Annotated in this window: 9 protein-coding genes; 4 read left to right on the plus strand and 5 right to left on the minus strand. The window is 66.9% G+C overall.

What is annotated here, in order from left to right:
* Positions 1-18 precede the first annotated feature (18 nt).
* Entirely contained in the window at positions 19-870 is an 852-nt protein-coding gene (locus O0J73_RS18825; RefSeq protein ID WP_308309359.1) for a LysR family transcriptional regulator, read from the minus strand.
* A gap of 160 nt (positions 871-1,030) precedes the next feature.
* Between O0J73_RS18825 and O0J73_RS18830 the strand changes: the two genes are divergently transcribed.
* Together O0J73_RS18830 and O0J73_RS18835 are read left to right on the plus strand one after the other, a co-directional pair.
* Positions 1,031-1,384: an SMR family transporter gene (locus O0J73_RS18830; protein ID WP_006450325.1), complete on the plus strand. Its 354-nt coding sequence runs from the start codon at positions 1,031-1,033 to the stop codon at positions 1,382-1,384.
* Positions 1,384-1,707 carry an SMR family transporter gene (locus O0J73_RS18835; RefSeq protein ID WP_308309360.1) on the plus strand — a complete coding sequence of 108 codons (324 nt, stop codon included), beginning with the start codon at positions 1,384-1,386 and terminating at the stop codon, positions 1,705-1,707. The genes O0J73_RS18830 and O0J73_RS18835 overlap by 1 nt, the downstream gene beginning before the upstream one ends.
* Before the next feature lie 125 nt (positions 1,708-1,832).
* Here the strand turns inward: O0J73_RS18835 and O0J73_RS18840 are convergent, their stop codons facing one another.
* The 3 genes from O0J73_RS18840 to O0J73_RS18850 form a co-directional block, all read right to left on the minus strand.
* Positions 1,833-4,781, minus strand: a complete 2,949-nt coding sequence (locus O0J73_RS18840) for a TonB-dependent receptor (RefSeq protein ID WP_308309361.1) — start codon at positions 4,779-4,781, stop codon at positions 1,833-1,835.
* A gap of 69 nt (positions 4,782-4,850) precedes the next feature.
* Positions 4,851-5,795: a FecR domain-containing protein gene (locus O0J73_RS18845; RefSeq protein WP_308309362.1), complete on the minus strand. Its 945-nt coding sequence runs from the start codon at positions 5,793-5,795 to the stop codon at positions 4,851-4,853.
* On the minus strand, positions 5,792-6,310 hold the full coding sequence (locus O0J73_RS18850; protein ID WP_180880777.1) for a sigma-70 family RNA polymerase sigma factor: 519 nt from the start codon (positions 6,308-6,310) through the stop codon (positions 5,792-5,794). The genes O0J73_RS18845 and O0J73_RS18850 overlap by 4 nt, the downstream gene beginning before the upstream one ends.
* Positions 6,311-6,458: 148 nt before the next feature.
* Here O0J73_RS18850 and O0J73_RS18855 point away from each other — a divergent pair, with 148 nt between their 5' ends.
* Together O0J73_RS18855 and betT are read left to right on the plus strand one after the other, a co-directional pair.
* Positions 6,459-6,839, plus strand: a complete 381-nt coding sequence (locus tag O0J73_RS18855; RefSeq protein WP_006450259.1) for a VOC family protein — start codon at positions 6,459-6,461, stop codon at positions 6,837-6,839.
* Between the two features lie 146 nt (positions 6,840-6,985).
* The gene (betT, locus tag O0J73_RS18860; RefSeq protein WP_308309363.1) at positions 6,986-8,965 is read left to right on the plus strand and encodes a choline BCCT transporter BetT; all 1,980 of its coding nucleotides are present in this window, start codon (positions 6,986-6,988) and stop codon (positions 8,963-8,965) included.
* A gap of 99 nt (positions 8,966-9,064) precedes the next feature.
* Here the strand turns inward: betT and O0J73_RS18865 are convergent, their stop codons facing one another.
* A complete protein-coding gene (locus O0J73_RS18865) occupies positions 9,065-11,692 on the minus strand; it encodes a TonB-dependent receptor (RefSeq protein WP_308309364.1) in 2,628 nt (875 codons plus the stop codon).
* Positions 11,693-11,828: the final 136 nt, after the last annotated feature.

Genomic DNA, 11,828 nt, shown 5'->3' on the forward strand with positions numbered 1-11,828 from the left:
CCCCGCCCCGCCACTACCTTATCCAAGCGCGTCGGCCCACCATAGGGCGGCCGGACCCGGCGGCGTGTCGCGACGCCACAGCAGGTCGCTGTGGATACGCCGGGGCCAGCCGGGCAGGCTCAGTTCCACCAGCTGCCCACGGTCATAGCGCTGTACCAGCGCGCGTGGCAGTTCGGCCCAGCCGATGCCGTCCTCGGTCATCTCCATCACCATCAGGTAGTCGGTGGCGGTCCACGCCAGCCCGGTGGCTGCACGTGCATGTTCGACCTCGGCGCTCAATCGCACCTGCCGGTACCGGGCCAGCTGGGCTGCCGCGCGGCGGCCGGCGTCGGCCAGCGGATGGTCGCGCGCCACATAGATCGATAGTTCGCTGTGGTGGGCCAGCGGTCGGGCCACCAGTTCATCGGGATAGCGTCCCTGCCTGGGCAGCAGGCCCAGTCCGGCCCGGCCGCTGCATACAAGTTCCAGCACGTCCTCACCTTCGGCATCCAGCCATTCCAGCTCGATCTCCGGGAACGCCTCGGCAAACCGTTGCAGGACCCGCAGCTCAGGATCGAGCTGGTAGACATCGGAGAACACCACGGTCAGGCGCGCTTCGACCGGCGCGGCCAGGCGCACGCTCAACTGCTGAAGCCGCGCATCGGCGGCGAGGATCTCCTGGGCATGGCCGAGCACCTGTCGGCCGGCTTCGGTCAGCTGAGGGTAGCGTCCACTGCGGTCGAACAGGCTCACGCCCAGGTCGGATTCGAGGTGGGCGATGGCGGTGCTGACCGTCGACTGGGTCTTGCGCAGCCGACGTGCTGCCGCCGAGAACGAGCCCAGCGCCGCAGCTTCCACGAACGCCTGCAGGGATTCAGGGGAGTAGGGCATTGATCCATCGCTCCTGTCGATGGAATCCATTTTGATTCCACCGTAAAAGACGATGATACTGGCCGCCGTCGCCCCTGTCTGCGGGGCGTTCCGGATCATCCACGCATGGCGTGGATCTACTGATGGCGAGGCGCGGTCCCCGTCCTGCAAGGAGTTTCACATGTCCCGCACTGTTCCTGCCCGTGGCGCACTGGTCGCCTGGGCCTGCCTGACCGTGGCGATCGTCGCCGAAGTGGTCGGTACCTCATTCATGGCCCATGCCGCCCGCGATGGTGGCTGGACCGGTTACCTGGTCATGGCCGGCGCGCTGGCGCTGTCCTATTACTTCCTGGCGCTGTCGGTGCGTCGCATCGCGGTCGGCGTGGCCTATGCGGTCTGGGAAGGCCTCGGCCTGACCCTGCTGACCGTGGTCGGCCTCACCGTCTTCGGCGAGAGCCTGTCACTGCAGCAGCTGGCCGGGCTGGTGCTGGCGGTGGTCGGCATCGTCTGCGTCACCCTCGGGGAGGCGCACTGATGAACACCCTGGCAATGTTTTTCGTGATCTGTTCGGCCTTGATCGACGTCGCCGCCAACATGATGGTGGCCAAGTCGGAAGGCTTCCGTCGCTGGCGCTGGGGCGTTGCTGCGATCGTCATGGTCTGGATCGCCTTCGCCCTGCTTGGCCAGGCGGTGCGCTACATGGACCTGGCCACAGCCTATGCGATGTGGGGCGCGATCGGCGTGATCGGTACCGCTACCTGCGGCCGCCTGCTGTTCGGCAACCGCCTGCGTCCGATCGGCTGGGTCGGCATCGCGCTGGTCACGATCGCGGTGCTGCTGCTCAGTACCGCGAAGTAGTTCGTCGCTGTGCCAACCAAGGTTGGCACCTACCAGGACCACGGTTGGGAGCTACCAGCGCGTGAGCCGCCGCAAGCAAGCGCCCCGGGGAGGACCTCCCCGGGGCGCTGTCGTATCCGCAGGGCTTAGAAGCGCGCGGTGAAGTTCAGCCGCGTGGTGCGGCCCGGGCCCGGCATCAGGCTCATCGCCAGCGTGTCCATGTAGTAGGTGTTGCGCAGGTTGCTGACCACCAGTTCCACCTCGGCCTTCGGGGTGAACTGCCAGCGCGCGTAGAAGTCATAGATCGCGGTGGGCAGGTAGATGTTCTGCAGGCCGGTCGAGCCGGTGGTGTTCCAGGGCTTGTCCAGTTCATGGGTGGGGCCGCTGTTGTAGGTGCGGCGGATGCCGGTATCCAGGCGGCGGTCGAACAGGCGGAAGCCCAGCGTGCTGTGGATCGAGTACTTCGGCGGGTTCTGCGCGTTGACAAACGAGGTACCGAAGCCGCCGTCCACGCAGTCCGGCGTGGTATCCAGCTTGCTCCACTTGGCATACGGGTCTTCGCGCAGGCGCTTGGCGGTGGCCGCATCGCAGGTGCGTGCGCGCTGGTAGTAGCTGGCCGACATGTCCAGGTAGGCAATGCCGGCGTCATAGCCGGACTGCAGCTCGTAGCCGGACACCGTGTAGTTGTCGACGTTGTCGACGTAGAACGCCCAGTTGCTGGAATCGAAGCGGCGGGTGATCGCGTTGTCGATATCGTTCTTGAACCAGGCCACCTTGAACGCCAGGCGGTCACCTTCACGCCAGAGGTCCTGCTTGAGCAGGCTGAAGCCGATGTCCCAGGAACGATTCTTTTCCGGCTTCAGGTCACCGACCGGCGCCGAGGTGCTGTTGCCCAGCGTCGATTCGAACAAGCTGGGCATCTTCCAGCCCTGCGCGTACTTCACGTAGAAAAACATGTCCGCATCGAGGTTGAAGCGGGCCTCGGCATACGGCGCGAAGCCATGGCCGGAGCGGCGGATCGCCGGCTTGTAGCCCCACGCGGTGGGAATCTGCTTGGTGTAGAAGCCGTTGGCACCGCGCGGATCGGGAATGAAACCATCGAAGTCGTAGGCCTGGCCCAGCGTGCTGTCGCCATAGGGCGTGGCGCGCAGCGAGTCATACGTGTAGTTGCCCTGTGCGTCCGGGTACCACTCCTTGTACCAGCCCGGCAGCAGCTGGCCGCCCTTGCTCAGCCGCGCGAAGGTGTAGCGCAGGTCACGCGATTCGCTGACGAAGGCCACGCGGTTGCGGTCACGGGTGCGGTAGTCGATGAAGCGCCCGCCAGCGGTCAGCGACAGCCAGTCCCACGGCTGCCACTGCAGCGAGGCGACGACGCTGGCTTCGCGGCGCGTGCCCGAGCGCAGGTAGCGGTTGTTGTTGTAGTCCACCGGCAGCACCGGTGAATTCGGCGCGGTGTCCTCATGCTGGAAGGCGGCACCGTAGCGCAGCGTCCACTCACCCAGACCGTTGCTGAAGCGGGTGGTGTTGCTGCTGTCCACGCCCCAGCGCTGGGTCTTCACGTCCGACTGCAGGCCCGGGCCGTAGGTCTCGCCCAGCGTGTCGGGCATCGCGTCGCCCGGATAGTTCTTGAACAGCGGCGTGTTGGCGATGTTGCTGTTGAACATGCGGCTGGTGGCGGTGGTGAACCACAGGGTGCTGCTCAGGTCCAGCCACGGGTGTGCCTCGGGCCGGTAGCGGTGGCGCAGCGAGGTGGCGTTGACCCGCATTTTCCCGGGCTCGAACTGGAACATGGTGTTGGCCTTGTCCACGTAGGTCACCCATTCGTTGGACTCGCCGACGCGGCCGATCGCCGACGGCATGATCTCGCCGAAGCTGGAGTTGAAGAAGCGGTGGCTCAGCTCCAGGCGCTGGTCGGGGTTGGGTGTCCAGGTGAATTTCAGCAGCGCCGATTCGTTGTCGGTATGCGTGTTGAGTACCTCATCGCCCGGATGGAAGAGCTTGGACACCGCCTGGCTGGACATGCCGGTGCCGCCGCTGGACAGGTGCTGGTCGTCGTAGCGGTGCGCGCCGTTGCTGCCGGCAAAGTAGTTGCCCTGGCGGCGACGTGCATAGGCGGCCACCAGCTGCCAGTCTTCGCCACGCTGTGCGAAGGCCACGCTGCCGTTCCAGTCACGCGGATCGCGCAGGCTGTTGCGGTTGTCGCTGCCACGCGCCACCTGCTTGAACACGCGCGTGCGATCGATGCTGTTGTCGGCCACGCCGCCGCGCACGCGCAGGCCCCAGGCCTGGCCGTCGTCGAGGATGTCATCGACGTTCAGCGTTTCCATGTAGACCACGCCGCCGATCGCGCTGGCAGCATTGGCGGCCAGGCTCGGCCCCTTCTCGATGCTGACCGCGCTGATCAGGTCCGGGTCGAGGTAGCTGCGCTGCTGTACGCCGGCATAGCCGCGGTACACGTCGATGGCCTGCTGGCCGCCGTCGATGATCACCGGCACCCGGTTCTGGCCCTGCAGGCCGCGGATGTTGACGTCCAGCGCACCGCCATTGCGGACGTCAGCGGTGTGCACGCCGACCGCGCCGGCCAGCACGTCGCCGATCGACTGGCCGCGGAAGCGCTCCAGCTGCTGGCGGTCCAGGTGCACGCGCGAGCCGCTGTCACGGTAGACCGCATCGGCATCGGACAGGCCCCACGGCGAAGCGCCTTCGCTGGCCTGGCCAGCCACGCGCAGGGTGCCGATCTGGCGCACCCCGGCCTCGGCGTTGGGTGCCGCCTGCAGCACCACACCGCTGGCATCGCGCTGGAAGGTCAGGCCGGTACCGGCCAGCAGCTGTGCCAGTGCGGCATCGGCGTCGAGCGTGGCCTGCACGCCGTTGCTGTGGCGGCCCCGGGTCAGGCGCGCGTCGGCGGCGATGGACAGGCCCGATTGCTGGCCGAATGCGGTCAGGGCCCGGTCGAGCGCACCCGCGGGGATCTGCCAGCGAACGGCAGCAGCGGTGTCCTGTGCATGGGCCGCGGCCGGCAACAGGCACGGGGTGGTCAGGGCCAGGCACAGCGCGATGGCCAGCGGGCGAGGGGAGGGGCAGGGTAGTTTCATGGGGGCGGCAACATCCGCAATGGGTTCCCCTGTAGTGCCCGCCGAGCGCGCAGAAAGGGAACCGCTGTTTCAACGCGGACGCACGACGGTCCACCACGGCCAGCGCTGCTCGATGCGGATCGGCAGGGCCCGGACCAACAGTTGCAGGGCCTGCAGGCTGTCCAGGCGTGGCAGTACCGCGGTGACGTTCAATGCGGCGAGCGCCGGATCACACCCAAGGTAACCGCGATGGTGGCGAGCCAGCTCATCGATGACGCGGATCAGCGGCACGTCCTGCACCTGCAGTCGGTCGTCGTGCCAGTCGCCACGCAGCGGATCGGCATCGACCGTCGTCAGTCCGCCGATTGGACCGATCCGTACCGCCTCGCCTGCGGGTACGTCCTGCGCCGCGCCGAACAGCGGCAGGCAGCGCACTACGCCTTCGAACACATCCAGGCGACTGCCCTGCGGCTCACGGCCGACCGCGAAGCGGGTGCCGATCGGCTGCAGGCGCACGCCCGGTACATGCACCGACAGCGGCACATGGGCAAATGCGGGCAGGTGCCCGGTCTGCAGCAGCAGTTCGCCGCGCAGCAGGTGCAGGTCGCGGCGGCCGTTGCCGATGTCGATCGACACTTCGCTGTCGGCGTTGAGCCACAGCCGGCTGCCATCGGCCAGGGTCCAGTGGCCTGTGTGTCCGGCGGCGGTGCGCTGCCTCTGCAGGCCGCGCTGCAGCTGCACGGCGTGCAGGCCTAGCAACGAGAAGGCGCCAAGGCCGAGGGCGCCGCCGAGGCCGCGCAATGCCTGCCGGCGGCGACGGCCAGCGGCATCCAGTGCTTTCGCTGCCGCGGGAGCCGACAATGGCGCGAACGATTGCCAGACCGACTCGACCCGTTGCCACGCATCGGCATGGCCGGCATCGGCCTGCAGCCAGGCCCGCCAGTGCTGCTGGTCGGCGTCGCTCCATCCCTGCTGGCGCAGCGCGAACCATTCCGCAGCCTGCTCCAGCGCCGGGCTGGCCAGTGCGGTGCTCATGCCGTGGCATCGCCGGACAAGCGCAGGCAATGCAGCATCGCCTGTGCCATGTACTTCTTGACCATCCGTTCGGACACGCCAAGCTGTTGACCGATCTCCGCATAGCCGAAGCCGGACAGCCGTGCCAGCAGGAAGGCACGCCGTGGTCGCTCGGCCAGGCCGGACAGCATGTCGGCGATGGCATGCAGCAGCTGCAATGCCTGCGTGCGTTCTTCCGCAGACGGGTGCACCGGCTCCGGCTGCGCGGCCAGCGCGGCCAGATAGGCGCGCTCCAGGTCGGCGCGCTGCCAGTGGTTGACCAGCAGGGCGTGCGCGATGGTGCTGAGGTAGGCACGCGGCAGGCGCAGCTCGGACGGATCGACGCGACGGCTGAGCAGGCGCAGGAAGGTGTCCTGGGTCAGGTCGGCCGCGCAGTCTGCGTTGTGGGTGCGGCGGCGCAGCCAGCCCAGCAGCCAACCATGGTGTTCGCGGTAGAACCCCGCCAGCGCAGTGCTGGAGGCGGCGGGCACGGCCATCGGCATCGATCATTAATGCGAATGATTCCCATTATAGAATGATCGTGCGTCACTCGACAAACCTTGTGCAGCCAGGGCGCGAGGAGGGGGGATTTGCGATGCGCCCCTGCGCTCGCCGACACTGCGGTTTTCCACAAGGAGTGCCCGCATGTTCAGCCACATCACTGTTGGAACGAACGACATGGAGGCCGCGCACCGCTTCTATGAGGCCCTGTTCACCGCCCTCGGTGCGCGCCCGGGGGTGTTCGACGACAAGGGTCGCCTGGTGTACTTCAAGGACGGCCGGATGTTCATCGTCACCGCCCCCATCGATGGTGAGCCGGCGTGCCATGCCAACGGCGGCACCATCGGCTTCACCCTGGACAGTGCCGAGGCCGTGCGCGGCTGGCAGGACGCCGGCGTGGCCCATGGCGGCACCGCCATCGAAGACCCGGCCGGCATCCGCAACATGGCCGGACGCCAGTTGTTCCTGGCCTACCTGCGCGATCCGGACGGCAACAAGCTGTGCGCGGTGCATGTGATGTCGTGATGCAGGGCAGGCACGGCGGCGCGCGCGTGATAGCACGAAAGCGCGCGCGCTGGCCGTGACCCGCGGCCGCGACTTCATGCTCTGTCCACTGCGGTTCAGCCAGAATCGGTCGGCTAATTCACTGATCTGCCGGAGAACGCCGCCCCATGGAAGTCCTGGAGCCGCAACAATCCCCGGTGCGCACCCTTCGGCCTGTGTTCGCCTTCGCGGCGATCGTTGTCGTGGCGTTCGCGCTGTTTGTCAGCCTGTTTCCGCTGGGCGCGGGCCGCCTTCTGGTCAAGGCACAGGACTGGGCCGCACTCAATGTCGGCTGGTACTACCTGCTGGCGATGACCCTGTACCTGGTGTTCGTGGTAGGCGTGGCGTTGTCCAAATATGGCGGCATCAAGCTTGGCGCCGACCATGACGAGCCTGAGTTCAGTTATCTGTCCTGGGCCGGCATGCTGTTCGCTGCGGGTATCAGCATCACCCTGTTCTTCTTCTGCGTGTCTGAACCACTGACCCATTACCTGCAGCCGCCGCAGGGCGACCCGGCGGCGGGCGAGGCCGGTGCGCGCCAGGCCATGCAGTTGCTGTTCCTGCATTGGGGCCTGCATGGTTGGGGGGTGTTCGCGCTGGCGGCGATGGCGATGGCCTACTTCGCCTACCGCCACAACCTGCCGCTGGCGCTGCGTTCGGCGCTGTACCCGCTGATCGGCAAGCGCATCAATGGCCCGATCGGCTACACCGTGGATGCGCTGGGCATTGTCGCCACCGTGTTCGGCATCGGCGCCGACATGGGCTTCGGCGTGCTGCACCTCAATGCTGGCCTGTCGCACCTGTTCAACATCCCGCACTCCAACCTGGTGCAGATCATCCTGGTGGCCAGCATGATGGGCGCGGCGGTGGCCGTGGCCGTTTCAGGTGTGGAGAAGGGCGTGCGCTGGATGGCCAACATCAACATGCTGCTGGCGATCGCGCTGGTGCTGTTCATGCTGTGCGCCGGCCCCACCCAGTATCTGCTCAGTACGCTGATGCAGAACCTGGGCGACTACCTGGGCAGCGTGGTTGGCAAGAGCTTCGATGTGTACGCCTATGGCGGCCGACCGGAATGGCTGGGCGGCTGGACGGTGTTCTATTGGGCCTGGTGGATTGGCTGGGCGCCGTTCGTCGGCCTGTTCATCGCGCGCATCTCGCGTGGCCGCACCATCCGCGAATTCGTGTTCGGCGTGCTGCTGATACCGCTCGGTTTCACCCTGGCGTGGCTGTCGATCTTCGGCAACAGCGCGTTGGACCAGGTGCTGCACCATGGCCAGCAGCAACTGGCGCAACTGGCGGTGGATGATCCACCCACCGTGCTGTACGCGCTGCTGGACGGCTACCCGTGGAGCAAGGCAGTGATCGCGGTGACGGTGTTCGTCAGTTTCATTTTCTTCGTGACATCGGCTGACTCCGGCGCGGTGGTGCTGTCCACGTTGTCCTCGCACGGCGGTGCACCGGAGGATGATGGCCCGCGCTGGCTGCGTGTGTTCTGGGGCACGGTCATCGCGGTGCTGACTGCCGGCCTGCTGCTGGCCGGCAGCATCGATGCGCTGAAATCGGCGGTGGTGCTGGCGTCGCTGCCGTTCTCGGCGGTGCTGTTGCTGATGATGTGGGGCCTGACCCGCGCCTTCAGTGACGAATCGCATCGCAAGCGCGCGCTGCAGTATCGTCCGTCGCCGCTGATCGGCGACGACCGCCACCACCAGGGCTGGCGCCAGCGCCTGAGCCAGGCCATGCACTTCCCGGTGCGCGACCAGGTCTACCGCTTCATGGACGACACCGTGAAGCCAGCGATGGAGGCGGTGGCCGAGCAGTTGCGCGGGCAGGGCTGGGATGTGGCCACGCGATTCGAGGCCGGCGACATGGAGTTGACGGTGAATCACGGCGAGCAGCAGGACTTCCTGTACCGGGTGATCCTCAGTGGCTACCTGACGCCGTCGTTCGCCGCGCAGCAGCTGCGCAACCAGCGCTACCACCGCGCCGAGGTGCATCTGTTCGAGGGCAGCCAGGACTACGACCTGGTCGGCTACAGCCGCAAGCAGATCATCAACGACATCATCAGCCAGTACGAACGGCACCTGCAGTTCCTGCACCTCAGCCGTTGATGCACGAACGCCGGGCATTCCTCCGGCGGTCGGTGGTAGTGCCGGCCGCTGGCCGGCAGCACAAATGGGGCGGCGCATCACCGCCGCCCCGTTGCCGCATCAGAACCGGTAGCGCGCCCCCAGCGAGACGAACTGCCCGCGCAGGTTGTACTGGCTGATGTCGAAGCCGTTGGAGCCACCGGCCGGATCGAACGGCGGGTCCTTGTCGGTCAGGTTCAGCACCGACAGTGACAGCGTGGTGTTGGCAATGCCTTCGTACGCCACGTACAGATCCAATTGGTGATACGGCTTGATGCGGTCGCGCAGCCCCGGGTTGCTGGTCGCCGTCGCCACGCGCTGGTCGTAGCCGCTCACGTACTGCAGGCTCAGCGTGCTGCTCCAGTCACCCACCGCCCAGTTCAGCGAAGTGGTGCCGCGGCTGCGCGGCAGTGCGCCGTGGCGGTTGTTGCCGGCACCGTCATACGGGGCCTGGCCGGCCACCAGCGGCTGCTTGAAGCTGAGCAGGTGGGTCCAGCTGCCGGCCACGGTGAAATTGCCCCAGCCCTCGGTGCGGAAGGTGCGGTTGGCGTCCAGGTCCAGCCCCGAGGTGGTCAGCTCGCCCTGGTTGGCGTACTGGTTGGTGATGAACTGGATGCGTCCTTGTGCATCGCGCTGCACGCGGCCGGGGAACAGGGTCGGGTTGTCGACGATGAACTGTGCGCTGTCCGGCTTGACCAGGTTGTCCTGTTCGATGCGGTACCAGTCCAGGCCGATGCTGGTGTCGCCATCGGGCGACCACACTGCACCGATGTTGAAGTTGCGCGAGCGCTCGGCCTTCAGGTCCGGATTGCCGGTACGTATGTTGGTCACGCCACGGCTGCCACCGGGCTGCAGTGGATCCAGCGGATCGATCACCGAGCCGTAGCTGACGGTCTGGCCCGGCGCGATCTCCGGCAGCGACGGTGCACGGAAGCCGCGCGAGAACGAACCGCGCAGCAACAGGCTGTCCAGCGGCTGCCAGCGCAGCGCCACCTTCGGCGAGAACGCCTTGCCGAAATCGTCGTAGCGGTCACCGCGACCGGCCAGCTGCAGTTCCAGCGTGCGGTGCAGCGGCACGCTCAGTTCGGCGTAGGCGGCACTGACCTGGCGCTCGCCGTTGACCACGTTGATGGCCGGGCGCAGTTCGGTGCCCGACAGCACCTGCGCACTGGTACGCGCATCCAGCGATTCCTTGCGGAATTCGGCACCCCAGGCGAAGCCGACCGCACCGGCCGGCAGATCCCACAGCGTGGTCGAGGCCTTTACGTTCAACGAGTGCAACCTGTACCACCCCGGCCGCTTGGTCTGCAGACGCAGGGCATCGAGTGCGGCCGGCGTAGCGGACGGGTTGAGGAAGTTGTAGCTGCCATCGCGCAGGGTCTGCTCGAACGCGTAGCGGTTGACGAAGTTGTCCACGTATTCGCGCTGTGCACTCTGCGAAGTCAGCGCGGCCACTTCCCAGTCCCAGCGCTCGCCGCTGCCGCGCACGCCGGCCAGGGCACGGTAGAACACCTGGGTGTTGTCCTTCAGGCGCGGGCCGAGGTCGAAGAAGGTGTACTCGAATGGCAACGGCGTGCTGCCCGGGTTGTTCGGGTGGCCGACCGGCAGCACCGCCGGCACGTCGATCAGGGTGCCGGTGGCCGGGTTGTAGGCGCGCAGGCCGGGGCCGACGGTGAGCGGCGCGCTGAAGATCTGGTCGGCCTTGTTGTGGCTGTACAGCACGTCGGCGAACGCCTCGACGCTGTCGTTGAAGCGGTACGTTGCACTCAACGACGCCAGCAGGCGCTCGGCGCCGGGCTGCAGGGTCTTGAACGGTTGTGCGTTGAAGGCGCAGGCCTGGCCGGGCAGGGTGCTGCCAAAGTCGCTGTACGGACGCAGCTGGCTGCCGTCAGGGCAGTTGGCGAACGGCTGCGGCGCGCGTGGGTTGGACAGCCAGTTGCCACCGGCAGTGGACCAGCCGGCCAGGCGGCCACCGGGCTTGTCGCGGAAATCGCCGCTGCGGGTATAGGCGCGCTGATCGGCATCGAGGCGATCTCGCTTGAGCAGGTCCAGCCCGAACAGCACGTTCAAGCCCTGCTGTTCGAGGTCACCGAAGCCGGCCAGCAGGTTGGCCTTGCGTTCGTTCAAGCCGCCCTGGGTAGCAGTACCGAAACCGCCGCCGACCTCCACGCCCTGGAAGTTCTTTCGCAGGATGATGTTGATGACGCCGGCGATGGCATCGGAACCGTACACCGCCGAGGCACCGTCCTTCAGCACTTCGATGCGTTCGACCGCGCTGATCGGCAGCGCGTTGAGGTCGACGAAGGTGTCCTGCGTGTTGAGCGCGAAACCGAAGTTGGACACGCGGTAGCCGTTGACCAGCACCAGCGTGTTTTTCGGCGACAGGCCACGCAGGCCGATCGAGGCCGAGCCGGCGGCGAAGCTGCCGGTGTACTGCTCATCGAAGCTGTTGCCGGCATTGGCCGACAGGTTGCGCAGCACATCGGTGAGGGTGGAGCGGCCGGTCTGCTCGATCTGTTCGCGGCTGACGATCTGCACAGGGTTGGGCCCGGCGGTATCGCTGCGCTTGATGTTGGAGCCGGTCACCAGCACGGCGCCGAGGGTGGTGCTGTCCTTGCCGGTGTCGGCGGTTTCAGCGGCGCCGGCAGCGCCGGCGGTGAGGCCCAGCGCGATGGCGCCGGCAAGCAGATTCAGGGTGGTGCGGTACATGGAAGCGACAACGCCAAACGGGGGAGGAGCCTCCAGTACCGCACGCAGCTACATGCGCCTTCCAATGACGAAAGCGCATTCAGTTATACATCACGGGTTCTTAACGAAATGACTCGGTGGGTGCGGACCGTTGGTC

The organism is Stenotrophomonas sp. Sm6012 (genome assembly GCF_030985895.1).
In the GTDB taxonomy this organism is placed as follows: Bacteria; Pseudomonadota; Gammaproteobacteria; order Xanthomonadales; family Xanthomonadaceae; genus Stenotrophomonas; species Stenotrophomonas forensis.